Source organism: Mariniflexile fucanivorans (assembly GCF_004341235.1).
GTDB classification, from domain to species: Bacteria; Bacteroidota; Bacteroidia; order Flavobacteriales; family Flavobacteriaceae; genus Mariniflexile; species Mariniflexile fucanivorans.
The window spans coordinates 26,094-43,551 of sequence record NZ_SLUP01000003.1 but is presented as its reverse complement, the minus strand read 5'-3'; the positions used below and the strand labels follow the sequence as shown (position 1 = coordinate 43,551).

22 protein-coding genes are annotated in these 17,458 nt (G+C 32.0%); 5 read left to right on the top strand and 17 right to left on the bottom strand.

What is annotated here, in order from left to right; genetic code table 11:
* Nucleotides 1-6: 6 nt before the first annotated feature.
* On the bottom strand, nt 7-705 hold the full coding sequence (locus tag EV196_RS06940) for a class I SAM-dependent methyltransferase (protein ID WP_132216725.1): 699 nt from the start codon (nt 703-705) through the stop codon (nt 7-9).
* A 120-nt stretch (nt 706-825) separates the two neighbouring features.
* Between EV196_RS06940 and EV196_RS06935 the strand changes: the two genes are divergently transcribed.
* Nucleotides 826-1,320: a YkgJ family cysteine cluster protein gene (locus EV196_RS06935; RefSeq protein WP_132216722.1), complete on the top strand. Its 495-nt coding sequence runs from the start codon at nt 826-828 to the stop codon at nt 1,318-1,320.
* A 265-nt stretch (nt 1,321-1,585) separates the two neighbouring features.
* Nucleotides 1,586-2,416, top strand: coding sequence for a sterol desaturase family protein (locus tag EV196_RS06930; protein ID WP_132216719.1), 831 nt, complete (start codon nt 1,586-1,588; stop codon nt 2,414-2,416).
* A gap of 115 nt (nt 2,417-2,531) precedes the next feature.
* On the opposite strand, the gene EV196_RS06925 is transcribed toward EV196_RS06930, so the two are convergent.
* The gene (locus tag EV196_RS06925; protein ID WP_132216716.1) at nt 2,532-3,611 is read right to left on the bottom strand and encodes a serine hydrolase domain-containing protein; all 1,080 of its coding nucleotides are present in this window, start codon (nt 3,609-3,611) and stop codon (nt 2,532-2,534) included.
* 2 nt (nt 3,612-3,613) lie between these two features.
* Nucleotides 3,614-4,909, bottom strand: a complete 1,296-nt coding sequence (locus EV196_RS06920; RefSeq protein WP_132216713.1) for an exo-beta-N-acetylmuramidase NamZ family protein — start codon at nt 4,907-4,909, stop codon at nt 3,614-3,616.
* An 8-nt stretch (nt 4,910-4,917) separates the two neighbouring features.
* On the opposite strand from EV196_RS06920, the gene EV196_RS06915 reads away from it, so the two are divergent.
* Nucleotides 4,918-6,153 (top strand): ABC transporter permease, encoded by a 1,236-nt coding sequence (locus EV196_RS06915; protein ID WP_132216710.1) that lies wholly within the window; start codon nt 4,918-4,920, stop codon nt 6,151-6,153.
* A 76-nt stretch (nt 6,154-6,229) separates the two neighbouring features.
* Here the strand turns inward: EV196_RS06915 and EV196_RS06910 are convergent, their stop codons facing one another.
* Together EV196_RS06910 and EV196_RS06905 are read right to left on the bottom strand one after the other, a co-directional pair.
* Nucleotides 6,230-6,604 carry a NifB/NifX family molybdenum-iron cluster-binding protein gene (locus tag EV196_RS06910; RefSeq protein ID WP_132216707.1) on the bottom strand — a complete coding sequence of 125 codons (375 nt, stop codon included), beginning with the start codon at nt 6,602-6,604 and terminating at the stop codon, nt 6,230-6,232.
* Nucleotides 6,605-6,650: 46 nt separating this feature from the next.
* Complete coding sequence (locus tag EV196_RS06905; protein ID WP_132216704.1) at nt 6,651-7,490, bottom strand: MBL fold metallo-hydrolase; 840 nt, start codon at nt 7,488-7,490, stop codon at nt 6,651-6,653.
* A 220-nt stretch (nt 7,491-7,710) separates the two neighbouring features.
* Here EV196_RS06905 and EV196_RS06900 point away from each other — a divergent pair, with 220 nt between their 5' ends.
* Nucleotides 7,711-8,121: an acyl-CoA thioesterase gene (locus EV196_RS06900; protein WP_132216701.1), complete on the top strand. Its 411-nt coding sequence runs from the start codon at nt 7,711-7,713 to the stop codon at nt 8,119-8,121.
* Nucleotides 8,122-8,242: 121 nt separating this feature from the next.
* Here the strand turns inward: EV196_RS06900 and EV196_RS06895 are convergent, their stop codons facing one another.
* The 12 genes from EV196_RS06895 to EV196_RS06840 all read right to left on the bottom strand — a co-directional run bounded on the left by EV196_RS06895 (nt 8,243) and on the right by EV196_RS06840 (nt 16,040).
* A complete protein-coding gene (locus EV196_RS06895) occupies nt 8,243-8,725 on the bottom strand; it encodes a CIA30 family protein (protein ID WP_132216698.1) in 483 nt (160 codons plus the stop codon).
* Complete coding sequence (locus tag EV196_RS06890; protein ID WP_132216695.1) at nt 8,725-9,534, bottom strand: amidohydrolase family protein; 810 nt, start codon at nt 9,532-9,534, stop codon at nt 8,725-8,727. Before EV196_RS06890 ends, EV196_RS06895 begins: the two co-directional genes overlap by 1 nt.
* A 211-nt stretch (nt 9,535-9,745) precedes the next feature.
* Nucleotides 9,746-10,537, bottom strand: a complete 792-nt coding sequence (locus EV196_RS06885; RefSeq protein WP_132216692.1) for a hypothetical protein — start codon at nt 10,535-10,537, stop codon at nt 9,746-9,748.
* A gap of 66 nt (nt 10,538-10,603) precedes the next feature.
* Nucleotides 10,604-11,197: an EF-hand domain-containing protein gene (locus EV196_RS06880; RefSeq protein WP_132216689.1), complete on the bottom strand. Its 594-nt coding sequence runs from the start codon at nt 11,195-11,197 to the stop codon at nt 10,604-10,606.
* Nucleotides 11,198-11,224: 27 nt separating this feature from the next.
* The gene (locus EV196_RS06875) at nt 11,225-11,737 is read right to left on the bottom strand and encodes a Spy/CpxP family protein refolding chaperone (protein WP_132216686.1); all 513 of its coding nucleotides are present in this window, start codon (nt 11,735-11,737) and stop codon (nt 11,225-11,227) included.
* 2 nt (nt 11,738-11,739) lie between these two features.
* A complete protein-coding gene (locus tag EV196_RS06870) occupies nt 11,740-12,177 on the bottom strand; it encodes a hypothetical protein (protein ID WP_132216682.1) in 438 nt (145 codons plus the stop codon).
* Nucleotides 12,178-12,211: 34 nt separating this feature from the next.
* Nucleotides 12,212-12,793, bottom strand: a complete 582-nt coding sequence (locus EV196_RS06865) for an RNA polymerase sigma factor (RefSeq protein ID WP_132216679.1) — start codon at nt 12,791-12,793, stop codon at nt 12,212-12,214.
* A 116-nt stretch (nt 12,794-12,909) separates the two neighbouring features.
* Nucleotides 12,910-13,305 (bottom strand): DUF2721 domain-containing protein, encoded by a 396-nt coding sequence (locus tag EV196_RS06860; protein ID WP_132216676.1) that lies wholly within the window; start codon nt 13,303-13,305, stop codon nt 12,910-12,912.
* 121 nt (nt 13,306-13,426) lie between these two features.
* Nucleotides 13,427-14,329 (bottom strand): hypothetical protein, encoded by a 903-nt coding sequence (locus EV196_RS06855; RefSeq protein WP_132216673.1) that lies wholly within the window; start codon nt 14,327-14,329, stop codon nt 13,427-13,429.
* 12 nt (nt 14,330-14,341) lie between these two features.
* Entirely contained in the window at nt 14,342-14,869 is a 528-nt protein-coding gene (locus tag EV196_RS06850; RefSeq protein WP_132216670.1) for a hypothetical protein, read from the bottom strand.
* 68 nt (nt 14,870-14,937) lie between these two features.
* Nucleotides 14,938-15,444 (bottom strand): hypothetical protein, encoded by a 507-nt coding sequence (locus tag EV196_RS06845; RefSeq protein ID WP_132216667.1) that lies wholly within the window; start codon nt 15,442-15,444, stop codon nt 14,938-14,940.
* Nucleotides 15,445-15,494: 50 nt separating this feature from the next.
* Nucleotides 15,495-16,040, bottom strand: a complete 546-nt coding sequence (locus EV196_RS06840; RefSeq protein WP_132216664.1) for an RNA polymerase sigma factor — start codon at nt 16,038-16,040, stop codon at nt 15,495-15,497.
* Nucleotides 16,041-16,144: 104 nt separating this feature from the next.
* On the opposite strand from EV196_RS06840, the gene EV196_RS06835 reads away from it, so the two are divergent.
* Nucleotides 16,145-17,416, top strand: coding sequence for a DUF2851 family protein (locus tag EV196_RS06835; protein WP_132216661.1), 1,272 nt, complete (start codon nt 16,145-16,147; stop codon nt 17,414-17,416).
* Nucleotides 17,417-17,458 lie beyond the last annotated feature (42 nt).

Here is a 17,458-nt window from a genome sequence, read left to right as displayed (position 1 = left end):
TTAGCTTCAATTAATTAATCTAGCCAAATAATCAAAATGTTCCCCTTCAGCAACCAGTTCACATTTTAAACCCACGGTTTCGCAAGCTAATTGTAGTTTTTCAAAATCTAAGTACAACCATTTCATGGGGTCTTCTTCTTCACCTTTATAACTTAAAAAATAATCGAGTTCGCCATGGTAACTTGCATTCATATCCATCCAAACCCCACCATCTTCATCTTCATACATATATTCAATATCGGAAGAATCAATCAAAATTTGTCCGTTAGCATTCAACAGACTTTTTAAATGCGATAAGTATTTTGAAACTTCTACCAATTCTTGAAAAATGCCTGTGCCATTCATCAGTAACAAAATAGTATCAAAGGTTTCGGTTTCATCTAAAAGCGATTTAACTTCAGCATGTAAAACACCACGTTGTTTAGCAACTTCAATAGCTCCTTTTGAAATATCGATGGCTTTCACTTTAAACCCTTTTTCTTGTAAATACAAACTATGGCTACCAGCACCACAACCAACATCTAAAATACTGCCTTTGGCTAGTTTTAATGCTTTTTGCTCTAATTTAGGCATGTCTTTAAAACTGCGAAACAAGTAGGGTAGTGGCAAATCGTCTTCTTCAGATATGTTGGTAGATGTAATAATATCTTCGGTGTAATTCCCGTTTTGGTAATCCAATAAGGCTTTTCCAAATAAATCTTTCATGATGTTTTACGTCATTGCGAGACCTTTTTAAGTCGCGGCAATCTTTTAATTTAAGTTTCACTTTTAAAGATTACTTCAGTCACTCTTCTATCGTAATGACAAAAATACTATTTTTACACCATGCAAGACTTCATAAAAAACCTTTCAAAGCTCGCCAAAGATAAACATAACGAGAATAAAAAATTCTTCGCGAAGCTAAAAAATAAACCACCTAAAAATTTAGATTATGTCATGCAAGAATTGCATGATGCTGAGTTTAAAAAAACGGATTGTTTGGAATGTGCCAATTGCTGTAAAACTACTGGGCCACTATTTACCGATAAAGATATTGAGCGTATTGCAAAACATTTTAGAATGAAAACTCAGCAATTTATCACTAAATATTTAAGTATTGATGAAGATAACGATTATGTACTGCAAAGTGTGCCATGTACCTTTTTGGGAGCTGATAATTATTGTTCTATTTATGAAGTACGTCCAAAAGCATGCCGTGAATTCCCGCATACCGATAGAAAAAAGTTTCAACAAATTTCAAATTTAACTTTGAAGAATGTTGAGATGTGTCCTGCAGCTTTTAATATAGTTGAAGAAATGAAGAAACGGATTAAGGTTTAGTTTTCAGTCGTAGTCACAGTCTCAGTTTCATTCATAGTTTCATTTTCGGTTTAGAAATCCTCAGTGAATCTTTGTGAAAACTCCATCTATCTCAACGAAACAATTTTTCTCTTTTGCGTCTTAGCGCCTTTGCAGACAAAATGAATTTTCAGTCCAAGTATTCAGAAAATGGCACTGTAAAACTTTGCAACTTTGAAGCTATGTTTCTATGCAACTATATTTCTTTTAAAGCATTTTGATTATATTTAAAACAAAAAGCTAAAACTTGGAAACTTTTTTAAACTATTTTGAAACCATTCCTTCATCACACCGAAGCTTGATTTTAGTGGGTGGACTCACTATTTTTTGGTTTTTAGAAGGCGCTGTCCCTTTATTCAAATTCAATTATGGAAAATGGCGACACGCGATACCTAATCTGTTTTTTACTTTAACAACCATCATAATAAATTTTGTGCTTGCTTTTTTATTGTTAAAATCGGCCGATTGGGTGATGGCAAACAACTTCGGAATTCTAAATTGGTTACCTGAAATGCCACTAGGGTTGTATATCCTTTTAGGAGTTTTTTTAATGGATTTTTTTGGTGCCTATTTGCCACATTTTGTAGAACACAAAGTAAAACCGCTCTGGATGGTGCATTTGGTGCATCATTCTGACCATAATGTGGATACTACAACCGCAAACAGGCACCATCCTTTAGAAAGTGTTATCCGGTTTATATTCACACTTTTAGGTGTGTTGGTTATTGGTGCGCCTATGGGTATTGTGCTGTTGTACCAATCGATGTCGGTATTGGCGACGCAATTTACGCATGCCAACATAAAATTACCTAGAAAAGTAGATGCTCTGTTGAGTTACGTTTTAGTGTCGCCTGATATGCACAAAGTACACCATCATTATAAATTGCCTTATACCGATTCTAACTACGGAAATATTTTTTCGGTGTGGGATAGACTCTTCGGAACCTTTATGATTTTAGATAGAAACCAGATTATTTACGGCGTGGATGTGTTTCCAGATGAAAAAGAAAATAGCAACATTAAAGATTTACTGAAACAACCATTTCAAAAGTATAAAAAACCGACTATTATTGATTAAATTCCAAAACCCAAAACCCAAAACCCAAAACCCAAAACCCAAAACCCAAAACCCAAAACCCAAAACCCAAAAACTAAAAACCAAAAACTAAATTCCAACACCCAATACCCAAAACTTAATTAACGAATACATTCTCTAACTCTTTTCCGAAATCCGTCATGGTTACACCTGTCAAGTTGGTCAAAACGGTAATAACCACTTCTTCTTTAGGAAATACCATTAATATGGATGAAGCGCCCACACCTCCACCTGTATGATAAAATTTTGGTGTATCGTTTACAGATTTCTCACAGGAGAAACCTATACCATAGCCTGTGCGTTCGCCAGTTATTAAACATTGCGAGGTCGTTATTTCAGCTATCGCTTTTTCTGATAAAATTTTAGGAAAAATAAGTTCGTTACCAAACTTTACAATATCTTCTGAAGTTGATAAAAAACCACCACCTGCAACTTTGTATTCATTGGCGACAGGTTTTGCTATAATGCGTTTTTTTAATGCAGAACTTCTGTAAAACTGGGTTAAGTTAGGTATTTCAGCATCTGATACATCTGCCATAGTATGTGTCATTTTTAATGGCTTAAAAATAGAATCGGTTACTAAAGTTTCAAAAGGTGTTTGCGTTGCTTTTTGTATGGCTTCACTCAACAATACATAACCAAAAGAACTGTAGTTGTAGTGCGTTCCAGGTTCGTATAAAAGGTCATCGTTTTTAAATAAATCCAACCCTTCTGTAATACTCATTTTTTTGTTTAAGGCATACTCAACATTGTCTTTGTAATGCCTAATGCCTGCTAAATTACCACCAAGTTGCCTAATAGTAAAATCATAATTATGCTTGGGATATTCGGGAACGTACTTATAAATACTTGAATCTAAGTCGATTAATTTGTCATTTGCTAGTCTAGCTAAAGCAACAGCAGTGATGGATTTTGAAATACTCGCAATTCTAAAAATAGTGGTATCTGGTTTTACACGTATCTTTTCTTTTCTATTGGAATAACCAAAACCTTGAGACCAAATGAGTTCACCATGTTGGGATACTGAAATAGACATGCCTGTAATGCCTTGTTTTCTCAAGAATTTTTTAGCTAGTTTTTTGGCCTCTCTAGTTTTTATGAGATTAGGGCCTTCAATGGTTTGTGTAAATCCTACAGCGCCTAGTAATAGCATTATAGAAGCAATAATTCTTTTCATAGTTACTTATAAATCAGATAGTTGTTTCTAGTTTCTTTAAAGCTTTCCAATCCTTGTTTCCATGTTGTTTTTATTTCGGCTTCGCTTAAACCAGCTTCAATTTGTTGTTGTAATTTTTTTGTGCCGGCTAATTTAATAAAAAAGCTATTGAAAAAATCGGCTTTATTTTTAGTGTTTTTATAAGCTGAAATGAGCCATCCCAAGTTTAAACTATTTAAATTTTTAGCAGTTGTTAAATTAGTGCCATAACAAATTTTATCTTGATATAAAGGTGATTTAGCACCTTCATTAGGTTTTGGTGTAAATGTGTAGGTGAAGTTTGTTTTATCTAAAAACGGACTACCAAATACTTGAAACTGTGTGTTGGTACCACGCCCCACACTCACATTGGTACCTTCAAAAAAACATAAGCTGGTGTATAAGTTGATGGATTTATCATTTGGTAAATTCGGACTCGGTTTTATTGGTAAACTATACGGCATTTGGTGGGTGTAATTTTTAATAGGAATCACTTTCAATTCACATTGAATTCCATTTTTTAACCATTTTTCACCGTTTATCATAGTAGCATATTCACCAATAGTCATGCCATGAACTACTGGAATTGGGTGCATGCCCACAAAACTTTTGTTTGCCATTTCTAAAATTGGTCCATCTATGTAATGTCCGTTTGGGTTGGGTCTATCTAAAATTAAAACAGGAATATTACCTTCAGCGCAAGCTTCCATCACATAATGTAGCGAAGAAATATAAGTGTAAAAACGTGCGCCTACATCCTGAATATCAAAAATCATGACATCAATATTTTTAAGCTGTTCGGGTTTTGGTTTTTTATTATCGCCATAAAGCGATACGATTGGAACGCCCGTTTTAGTATCAATACCATCTTTAATATGTTCCCCAGCATCGGCAGTTCCTCTAAAACCATGCTCTGGCGCAAAAACAGTTTTCACATTCACATTCAAAGCAATCAAAGAATCCACCAAATGAGTATAGTTTGGGTTTTGGGTTTTGGGCTTTAGGTTTTTCTTAAAAATAACAGAAGTTTGGTTCGCTACAATGCCTATGCGTTTCCCTTTCAACAATGGTAAATAAGCCACCGTTTGGTTCGCACCAACAATTATTTGGGAGTTTTGGGTATTAGGTTTTGGGTTTTGGGTTTTGGGTTTTGGAATTTGGGTATTTGTTGTCTGGTCTTCGGTCACAAATCCATCGGCTTTTTTCTTCGAAAAGTTTCCGCAAGAAATCATTCCTAAAACAAATAATAAAACTGTATTTTTGACAATATTAAACCGCATAGTATATTTTGAATTACGAGTTTTTTTTAGCTAAACGCATTATTGGTAGTAAAGCGTATAAAAGTAGTGTTTCAGCACCAATAATAAAAATTGGCATTGCTGCCATTGCTATTGGTATCGTGGTGATGATGGTTGCCATTGCAACGGGTATTGGCTTACAACAAAAGATTCGAGATAAAGTAGTGGCGTTTAACGGTCACGTAACTATTACAAACTTTGATAGTAATAATTCTCAAGAAAGTTTAGTGCCTCTATCTACAAAACAAAATTTTTATCCGGAGTTTAAATCGGTTGAGGGTGTTAAACATGTGCAAGCTGTGGCTTCCAGATTTGGTGTTATTAGAACGGAAACCGATTTTGAGGCTGCTTACCTAAAAGGGGTGGGTGCCGATTACGACTGGGAATACTTCAAAGAATTTTTAGTAGATGGCAAGCTTCCAGACTACACCAAAGACAGAAACGAAGATGTTTTAATATCACAATATTTAGCCAATAGGTTAGGGTTTAAAACAAACGACACCTTCCAAATGGTATTCCCAAAAGACGATGCTGAAAAAATACCAAACATCATCACCTATAAAATTGTAGGTATTTACAATTCTGGGTTTCAAGATTTGGATGCTCAATATTTATTAGGAGATATTCGTCATATTCAACGCATCAATAATTGGAATTTAGACCAAATTGGCAATTTTGAAGTTTTTTTAAATGATTATGACCAGCTTCCCACAAAAAGTATCGAAATATACCACAATACACCACCTACATTAAACACACAAACCATCACCGAAAAATATGCATCCGTTTTTGAGTGGATAAATATATTCGACAAAAACATTTATGGCATTATAGGCATCATGATTTTAATAGCTGGTATTAACATGATAACCGCACTTTTGGTTTTAATACTGGAACGCACCCAAATGATTGGAATTTTAAAAGCGCTTGGTAGCAACAATTGGAGTATTCGCAAGCTGTTTTTATATAACGCTGGTTACCTAATTGTCCTAGGGCTTTTCTGGGGAAACCTAATAGGTTTAAGCTTGCTATTTGCGCAAAAATACTTCAAATTATTTCCGTTAGATCCTAGCGTGTATTATGTATCGGAAGCACCTGTTTATATAAGCTTTAGTTACATTGTAACTTTAAACTTGGGGACATTAATACTGTGTTTGTTGATGCTTTTAGTGCCTTCATACATTATAACAAAAATATCGCCCGTAAAAGCCATTAGATTCGAATAGCTTTCAATTAAAAAATATTAAAACTTATTGCTAATTCTATTTGCAATTAACAATAAGTTTTATTTATAGGCTTATTTTAATGGCTACATTCATGCCCATGATCGTGTGAGTGTTCGCTACAGCTCTCGCCACTATCCACAAGTTCGCCTTGTAAAAACAGTTTTACGTTATCGGTTGGGTTTCCCGAACATCCACGAACCACATCAATACCTGCTTTGTTTAATTTGTTAATGGCGCCGTTACCAATACCGCCTGCGAGCATTACTTTTACGCCGCAATCGGCTAGTGTAGTTGCGATATTGGATTTACATCCACAACCTATTACCGATTCCATCGATTCGATAGAAACAATGGCATTAGTATCTAATACAGTGTAAATGGTGTAATATTCACAATGTCCAAAATGGTCGTCTATTTCGTTGTTTTCTGTTACTGGAACTGCAATTTTCATAATTTTATTTTTTTTAATTTATTATATGTTTTTTATTTTAATCTTTTCAAAGTATAATCTCTTTACCTGTTGTAAGTGTTTTTAAATCGTTTTTCAATAGTGATGTAAGTTTATTTAAAGCATTACTTCCCGTACAATGTCCTGTATAGTAGATTGCGCCGTTTGTTAATTTTTTTAATTCAGTACCTAAACTTATCAGTTCTTCATCGGTTTCGGTTTTAATAAATTCATTCGAATCAATTAAATGAAACCCGCCAATAACGGTTTTTATACGTTGGTTGGGCAATAAGTTTTTCACGGCCAATACCATGTTTAAAACACCATTGTGGGCGCATCCGCAAAAAATATGGAGGCCACTTTTGGTATGTATTGCAAAAACTAATTCGTGTTTAAAATCGTCTTTTATTAGTGTATCGTCATTTTCTTTGTAAAGAATACCATTGCCTTTTGGTAGTGGATAAACACTATCAATTTGCGGAATAATGTGCATGCCATCAAAACTTAAAGGTGTGTTTTCAAGGAATTTGAATCGATGTTCATACTTTAGTAATTCAGTTGGGTACCCAATTTGTTTTTTTTCCTTATTGCGTATGGATAAATATTGAAAATTGAATATGTCCTTTTTCAAATACACAGTCGCTTGTTGGTTCATATTTAAAAAATGTATTAAACCACCAATATGATCGTAATGCCCATGCGAAATAATAACCGTATCTACTTTGTCTAAATCGACACCTAATTTTTTGGCATTCTTAATAAACAAATCGGTTTTTCCAGTATCAAAGAGTATTTTATGGTTGCCCGTTTCAATATACAGTGATATTCCGTGTTCCGAATTTAAATGTTCGTTTACCGATGTATTTTCTATAAGTGTAATCACTTTCATTTCAATCTCTATTTAAAACATCAAATACTTTAATCTTAAAAAAACTGTAGCAACCAGTACTAGGCCATTTTCAATAGATTAAGGGCAAGATTATTTGCTTCAAATATAATGAACCTAGGTTCATAAATAAAATAATTAAACATATATTTGTAAAATAATTTTGAACGCATGTTCATTATGGATAGAAAATTTCAAACAAACAATTATAAAGTATATATAGATGCATTTAGAAGAACGAATAGAAAAATCGGAAACAAAGCAGTTTAAAGTGGTGTTTCCTAATACTTTAAACGACCATGAAACCCTGTTTGGAGGTGTTGCTATGAAATGGATGGACGAAGTAGCATATATAACCGCCGTACGCTTTTCACGACTAAAAATGGTTACCATTTCTACGGATAAAATAAAATTTAAACATGCTATAAAGCCAGGAACCATTGCCGAAATTACAGGAAAAGTAGTTAATATGGACAAGTTTAAACTCGATATTCAAGTAGAAATTTGGGTTGAAAACATGCACAGCTACGATAGATTAAAAGCTGTTGAATCTGTATTTACATTTGCAGCCATAAACGAAAACGGAAAACTTATTTCCTTAAAAGATATGCGGTTAGAGCCAGAGTTTAATTGAATAGTTAAAAACCATAAAGTTTAATTGGTTTTAGGGTTACTACAAGGGGAGCGTTGTTCGTTGCAAGTCTTGCTGTGAATTTCTATTACTATTAAATTAGTTCGATAGGTGTTATGTAACTTTATTCCAGTATAATGCTGTCAATTTCTAATTTAAAAGTTTCTTCTTTTTTATTGCCAATTAAAAAAGCAATTTGTTCCATCTGCTCAGCAGGGTAGTTTGGCAAGTCTAAGGTTTTACCTCTAAAAGCAGGATACATACTGTTGAAAGGAATTTCAATAATACTCCAATTTAAAGTGGTGTTGAAAGAGGCTATATAGGAGTGTTTATCGGCTGCTTTACTTTTTATTCTAAACTGATAATTTTTACCATCGCCTTTTACTTTGATATATACTTTGGAAAAAGTAGATACGTTTTTAGCATCAAAATGATATTGAACCATCGAAAATCCACCATCATTTTCTAATGAAACTTTGCCACTAAAAACACCATAACCCGCATCGTTCAAGGTAAATAAGCTATTTGAATTGCCGCCCATAACCACATCATTAATGGTTTTCCAATTTGTAATATCGCTTTTAGTATTAAATTTGAATATCTCCATTACAATTTACTTACATCAATTTTGAATAATTCGGCGGCGTTTTTCCAAAGAATTAATTCTTTTTTTTCTTGAGGAAGTTCTAATTGGTTCATGAATTTCAAATAGGATTTCATATTACTAATAGGCCAATCGGTTCCATAAAGTAAATATTTTGGGTCGCCAGCATAGGTAATCATTTGTTCAATTTCGGTTTTCATATAGCGCTCAAACTTATCGGAGAAATCGCCTAAAACCAAACCGGAAATATCGGCATGTACGTTTTCGTTTTTATAAACCACTTCCATACAATCTTTAATCCATGGGTTCCCTACATGGCAAATCACAATTTTTAAATCGGGATAATCAACCGCTAAATCATCAATATGTATGGGGTGCGAATATTTTATTTTCCCGGTTGGGGCGTAAGTATCTCCGGAATGAAACATAACCGGAACATCAAATTCAATAGCCATATCATACACGACTTTCAATCTGATATCATTAGGATAAAACGGTTCATAACCAGGATAGAATTTTAAACCTTTTATAAGACCCGATTCCAAGTACTCACTAATTTCTTTTAAATCGCGGTGGTTGTAATTAAGGTAACTAATTCCTGCAACCACCCCAAGATTGTTGCGTCCACTAATAGCCTCTACCACTTTTTTAGTACTCGGCCTATGCTCATTTACTTTGTATGATGAAAGTACCAAAGAATAATCAACCTGGTTTTCCTGCATGGTTTCAGTAAGCTTGTTAAGGCAATCTTCTAAAGATACAACTCGGTCTTCGTGGTAATTATTTATATGGGTGTGAACGTCTATAATCATATTGTTTTTTGGCGTTTTTATTAATGGTTTTAGTTACGAAAATTTTGATGGTAGCCAATAAAGTCGGCTCGTTTTTCCTAACGAGCATAATTTAGTATTTTTTTTTCAGGTTATGTACTTCCTAAATAAAAAATGCCGTAAATACCATTGTTTTTTAAAAATTATATTGTTTTAGGGTCGAGAATATTTTAAACGATCGTTGTCTATTGGTTTATTCTGCTGAAAAGAAATTATAAAAATTATTGAATTTTGTTTTCATGTCTTCAACCGTTGTTTTAGCATTTTCAATCGATTTTTCTTCAATTAATGCATGCATATCGTCTTCTACGCTATAGAAGAAATTATGTATTTGATCAAATTTATCACCTGTATAAGATTTATCGAGCATAATAAATTTAGCTTGTTCAAATACATCTTTCCCTAATTGATTGTAATCTTTGATGTTATTTGATTTAAAACTGTATAATCTGTTTAAAATACTATCGGCTTTTTCAATAGTTTCAGGTTTTAATTTCCAAGGGTTTCCATTATCATCTAACCGTAAGTCTCCCATCATAAGCATTGCCATTTTTGGGGCAGAACCAAATTCATATTCATAAATAGTTTCAGCAATTAATTTCAATTCGTCTTGATTATAATTTAATTTGGGCATTAAATTAAATTTTTTAACGGCTCCTGGCATCAAGGTTTTTTCTTCGGAAGGATTATTTACAATATTCATTATTGCTGCTATAAAATCTTCTTTGTTTTGATAATTTGGTAAATAATGTTCCTTAATACGTAACATGGGAGGCGCAATCATTTGGTTCATTTTAGCAGGGTCGGGAGTTTCAAAATGACAGATATAGCATTTACTTTCCATAAGTTTATAGCCTTCCGTTTTTATAAGGTCGGATTGTGTTATTGCTGTAACGTCTTCAGTTTTTGTTTGTTTGTTGTTGCACGAAATAAGGAAAACATTTAATGTAATAGCGACGGTTAATAATTTTAATAAATCTACCATGTTGTTGTTCTTGTTGTTGTAAAAGTTAAATATCAGGTGCTATTAAAAAACACCTGACATTTGTAATTATTTGTTTTTAAGTCTTTTTGCTTGATTTTTAGCAAATTCAGCGGGCAAAATCACACCATCCTTGTTTAGATCAATACTTTCAAATGATGGCGCGTTATCGATGTTTTGCATTCTTCCACCTTTTTCAGCATTTTGAGCTTGTCTTTCGGCTCTTATTTTTTCAAACTCTGCTGCTGTAATTTTTCCGTCACTGTCTATGTCAAAAGTTTCAAAAGCAGGACTGTTTTGCATGTTCTTACCATTTTTTGTGCCTTGTTTATTGCCTTTGCTATTGGCATTGCTTGCTTGGTGTTTTGTAAACTCTTCTTTTGATATTTTACCATCCTTGTTCAAATCAATACTTTCAAATGATGGTGCGTTCGCAATGTTTTTCATCATACCACCTTTTTTTGCATTCTCAGTTTGATTTTGCGCTCTGGCTTCTGTAAATTCCGAGGCTGTTATAAACCCATCTTTGTTTTGGTCAAAAGTCTCGAAAGTTGGTCTGTTTTGCATCCCTTTACCCATACCTGTATTTTGTGAATAGGTATTGATGTTAAATAGCAATACTATTGCTAAGGTTGCAAGTGTACTAATTTTTGTTGTTTTCATTTTATTATTTTTTAAATGATTTTTTTACTAATTGTTTTTGTAATTTTTTTCTTCCGGCATTGAAATATCGCCGTTTACATTCACCATACTTTTAAAAATTTGGAACAATTTCTCTTTTTGTTTTTCATTACAAATACCTTTCATATCGAGGTAGTAGTTCATGGTTAAATTTTTTAATTCTGTGTGCAGAAAACCTAAATCTTTTGATAGCTTTTTTAGATTCATGGTATCCGAAGTTTCTTTTCCCAACTCTGTTAATATATCGTTTCTATTTTCATCCATTTTTTCTAAAAGCATATCTGAGTTTTGATGGTATTTTTGTCTTATAGCTTGAAACGCTCTTTGTTGTTTGTTTGATAGATTTAATTCTTCCTTAAAAAAACGACCTAGGCGCTTGGTTGGCAACACCTTTTGGCTATTTTCTTGGGATTTATATCTAGTTACTTCATTTTTTCTATATAAAATCGTTCCCACAATAGTTAGGTTCAGTAGTACCAAAAGCCCTATGATTCCTAATAATATTTTAATATTTTTTTGCATTTTTATTCTTTTATTAACAATACGGTTTCCATTTTTTCTAGTTGCAAATCATTAAAGTAAAATTCCGAATTGTATGTTTGCGTTGTAAATTGCTGGCTGTTTTCACTAGCTAAATTTCCAATAGAATAACCTGTATATAGGGTTAGTAATACTAATGATAAAGCCATAATTGGTCGAAAAACCCTTTGTAAGTATGTGCTATAACTCGTGTCTTGATTTTTGTTTTTATTGAGTTTATTGCTGATTTCCATAAACAAATACGGATTGTTTTCTAATCTTTCCTTTTCATTGGTTAAATGGTAAGTAGCTTCCAATTCATTTAAAATATTTTTAAGTTCACGTGAATTATCAATACAATTACCAACATGTTTCATTTCTTCGTGTGAAAGTTGTTTGTTATAAAATTTGAGTATGGTATTATGTGATAATTTAGTTTTCATGGTTCATGCTTTTATATATAGGACACAGGTTTGGTTATAAACTTTTGCTTTTTTTTATTTTTTTTAAAATATTTTTTTGGATGTTCAATTTAGCTCGATGGATGAGGCCTTCCACCGAAGCGATAGATACATCCATAATAGTCGCTATCTCTTTATATGAAATAGATTCATAATTGTGTAGAATGAAAGCTGTTTTTTGGTTTTCGGGAAGTAAATTAATGGCGTTTCTTAATGAGATGAGCCTTTGTGTTTTAATGTCATCATAGGCATCTTCTGCTAAAGTGTCTTCTGTTGGCGGATTGTATTTAACATTGCTACTGAAAAAACTTTCAAGACTTTTAAAAATAGTTCTCTTTTTATTGTCTCTTATAAAATTGAGTGATTTGTTTACGGCAATGCGGTATAACCAAGTTGATATTTTGGATTGAAATGTGAATTTTTCAATAGTTTGATAGGCTTTTATAAACACTTCTTGTGTAATATCTTCCGCATCGTTTTTGTTATGTGTAAAATGGAAACACGTATTTAAAACCAAAGACTGGTACTTATCAACAAAAATTTTAAAATATAGTTGATTTTCATCAATAATACCCGAAATTAATTCTTCATCTGTCATTTACTTATTGTTGAAATCAATTATATGGATTAGACACAGATTCAGTTAAAAACTTTTGGTTTAAATGTTTTTTTTTAAATTTAGGTTCTTGTTGAAGTATTTAAAGGAAGATAATCCTAATTATTTTCAATATCACTAATATGATGTTCCAGCGCTTTTACAGAAATTTGAATTTCCTTAATTAATAATCCTAACGATATAATTAATAAAATAAGAGCCGTTCCAAACACCCAAATCGCAAAAGTTTGTTGTTTTATATAAATTAAAAACATGGTTAAAACGCATAATAACAAACTGGAAATACCAAAAATTTGCATAGACCGCGTGAGGTACAAGCGTTGTTTTATGTTCTGTATTTGCGCCATTAATACCTGATCCTTTTTTTTAAGGTATTTTGAATGCAAGTCTCTAATAGTTACTGCGTATGCTAAAAACCGATTAGTATATGCTAACATGATTAATGAGATGGCTGAAAATAGAACAGCGGGTGTGGTAAGTGTTAATTCTTCCATGTAATTTAATTTTCTTCAAAGTTATGTAACTTTTAAAAACATTTTTGAATTGAGCTTTAAAACTTATGTAGACCACACGAAAAATATAAACCTAAATCGATTTTATTTTTGTGATTTTTTTCTAATTAAGATCGATTAAATAGCCAATGGATACATTTAGAAAACCAGTCGTTTTTAAATCAGGTTCGGTTTCAACACGAGAAGGAAAGTTAATGTTATATCCTATTTCAAAATCCCATGATTTGGTTGAGAGATTTATTGGGATATTAACTTGTGTATTCAATAAGTTGAAAACATCATTATAAATATACTCGATTGTTGTGACATCACCTTGTGTATTTAACTGCTCTAAAGCTGTAGTTTGTTGTGCTATAAGAAAGCCAATTTGCGGTCTTAATTTAACATTATAATTCTTTTCGCTAGCTAAAGTTATATTGGCATAACTACGTGATACTAATTGAAACGATTGGTCTGTTCCAAACAGATAGGAGGTATTCAATTTTGTGCCTAAAGTTCTTTTTTTATTTCTAACACCTAAAGTTAAGTCTATAGAGTTTGTAAAAGTATCCCAACCATTTGAAAAAAAGTAATGTGTGTAACCTATATTATAATTGAAACGTTTTTTTTCGCCAATAGTATTGTAATAACCAATGGAAACATTGGTAAAGTCCCAATTAGGCTCAAAGGCTTCGTAATAAATGCCAGATATACTTAAATTAAAACCAGAAGAACTATAATAGGATATTTGTGGTACTAAATTATACTGATTGATACCAGAATCTCTCCCTGAAAAAAACGTATTGCTATTAAATGAAACGTTTGTGTAAATAAAATTATAGGAATTGAAAGAATCTAAAATGTCATTAATGAATTGTTCTTCATTAAAAAACAGTTCGTCAAGAAGCAAATCCAATTCATCTTCTTTGGGTTCTTGAGCGTGTAAACTAACAGAAGTTGCTACTGTAAACAGTAGCAACCAAAGTGCTATGAATCGATTTTTAAATATGGAATGAAATGGTTTCATTTTTTAGAGTTTTTAGCTACCTCCATTGCCATTCCCATTTCCGTTTCCATTGCCATTTCCAATATTGTCTCTAACGCGTTCTCCATTACCACCATTAGCTCCAAAACCTTCTCCGTTTCTCATTTCTCCTTGACCCGATGCTTGTCTTGATTGTTGCATACGTTCTTGTAGCATTTGTCTTTGTTCTTGAGTTAAAGATTGTCTGAATTGTTCTCTAACTTGACGTAATTGTCCTTCTTGGGTTTGAACCATTTGATTTTGAGCATCTGTGAATGTTTCTTTCAAACGCAATCTTATTTGATCTTTGGTTTGAGTTTTGTCTTGCAAAATGGCCAATTGTTCTTGGGTTAACGATGCTTTAAGTTGGTCTCTGTTTTTTAACATTAACTGGCGTTGTGTTTTTAGCATGTTTTTTTGTTGAACAGTTAATTGTTCCATAATTGGAGTGTAATCATCGTTTTGAGCAAAAAGAGTGCTTCCTGTTGTTAAAAGCATTATTAAGCTGAATAATGCAATTAATGTTTTTACTTGTGTTTTCATGATTTATAAATTTATGTTATTCAATCTGTTATACTTCTTAGAACCCAAAAACTTTAAATAGTTTGGATTTATAAAATAAAATTTTCAATAAGGCTTTTATCTAAAAAACTATTTATTAATGAGTCTTCTATCAAAACAGAATTAAGAAAAATGTTTTCTAGTTGTTGTTCGTCTTTTTCGGCCTCCATAACCACATTGTTTATAATGTAACTGTCTAAATAAGTATTCATTTGGGAGTCTGAAACCATAAGCGATGTTATTAAAAAATCGCCATCTAAAAATTCTGAATTTAAAATTTGTTTTTCTTCAGTAGTTGTTATTTGGTTATCATTTTTTGTAATGTCATTTTTCATCCAAAGAGTAAGCGCCATAGCAAGTACGATGCTGGCAGCAATAGGGTAATAAACCATGGGTTTAAGCCAAAAAACAGTTTGTTTTGGCGCTTCTGGTTTTATAATTAATTTGCTAAGAATATTTTCCTTAGATTTTGCAAAGTAACCTTCAGGAATGTCCATCCCAAGTTTGTCTTTGTGAAAGCTTGAAATGTTATCTTTATTTTGATTTGAATTTTTCATAATTTTTAATCTTAAATTTGATTAGACCCTTATTTTTTTCAAAAGTTTGTTTATACTTCTTCTAATATTTTTTCTTCAATAATTTTAACAGCACTGTAATATGCCGATTTTAATGTGTTTTCACTAATGTTTAAAATATTTGATATTTCATTGAAACTTAAATCGTCAAAATATTTCATTTGAAAAACCCGTTGCTGTTTAGTTGAAAGTTTAGAAATGATATCGTTTAATTTCATCTGCAATTCATCACCATTAAAAAAACTATCTTGAGTTAAGTTCTTTAGATACAAATTGTCATCTTGTTCAATAGTTACAACCTTTTTTTTGTCGTTTTTTTCTAAAAAACGTATCGATTCATTGTAAGCAATTCTATACATCCAAGTATTTAATGTGCTTTTTTCTTGAAAGTTATTTATGCCATTAAAAATTCGAATAAATGTATTTTGTAAAACATCGTTAGCATTATCATGGGTAATCACTATTTTTCGAATATGCCAATACAAGCGTTCTTGATACATGTCAAGTAAATCTTTAAAAGCTTCATTTTTAAGCTTTGGATTTTTAAGTCTCTTAATAAGTTGAATTTCTTGATTCACAATATGAAGATTTACTATTTAGACCTTTCTTTTGTTAAATAGTTTGTTTTAAAATACAAAAAAAAATGTTATTTAAATTGCGTATGTTTTATTAGTTTAGTGTAATGCAAGAAGATTTTTTACATTACATCTGGAAACATAAAAAATTTGAATTAAATAATTTAGAAACTACCCAAGGTAAAGCCGTTGTGGTTACTTCGGTTGGGCAGCATAATTTTAATTCAGGTCCCGATTTTTTTAACGCACAGCTTAAAATAGGCGAGCAGCTTTGGGCGGGCAATGTTGAAATTCATGTGAAGTCTTCCGATTGGTTCCTGCATAACCACGAACAAGATAAAGCGTACGATACCGTAATTTTACATGTAGTTTGGGAGCATGATACCGATGTGTTTAGAAATAATAATACGGCAATCCCTACTTTACAACTGAAAGATTTTATTAATAAAGACCTTTTAAATAATTATGAAAAACTATTTTCTAAGAATGGAAAATGGATTCATTGTGAAAACGATTTTGCTTCAGTTGATGATTTTTTGCTGAATAATTGGTTAGAACGTTTGTATTTTGAACGGTTAGAACGAAAAGCAGAAACTATTCAATCGCTTCTAGAAGAAACCAAAAATGATTGGGAAGCTGTGTTTTTTATCATGTTGGCTAAAAATTTCGGACTCAAAGTAAACGGTGAATCGTTTTATAGTATGGCAAAGTCGATCGATTTTTCTGTTCTGCGGAAATCACAAGCAAATCAGCAAACCTTAGAAGCGTTGTTTTTTGGACAATCTGGTTTATTGGAACATGATTATGAGAATGCCTATTATTTAACATTGGTAAAAGAGTATCATTTTTTAAAGCAAAAGTTTAAATTAGAAAATAACAGCGTGGTTCCTTTACAGTTTTTTAGGTTGCGACCACCAAATTTTCCAACCATAAGGCTTTCGCAATTGGCAAGTTTGTATTTTGAGCATAAAAATTTGTTTTCAAAAGTTATGGAGACTGAAAGTTTAGAGAGTTTTTATAAACTTTTTAAAGTTTCAACGTCATCATTTTGGAATAATCATTATACGTTTCAAAAAACATCTAAAGCATCAACCAAAGCTCTAACAAAATCTTTTATAGATTTATTATTAATTAATACCATTCTGCCTATTAAATTTTGTTATTCAAAAGAAAAAGGGCAGGAGGTTGATGCTTTGGTTTTAAAAATAGCTTCAGAAATAGCTTCAGAAAAAAATAACATCGTTGAAGCCTTTAATGGGTTAAAGAATGTTTCAAAATCATCATTACAATCGCAAGCACTTATCCAACTTAAAAACGAATATTGTAGTAAAAATAAATGTTTACAATGTGCAATAGGAAGTAAACTAATCAACAATTAAATTTTAGTAATAACTTTTAAACCTTAAACTTTAAAACTAAGT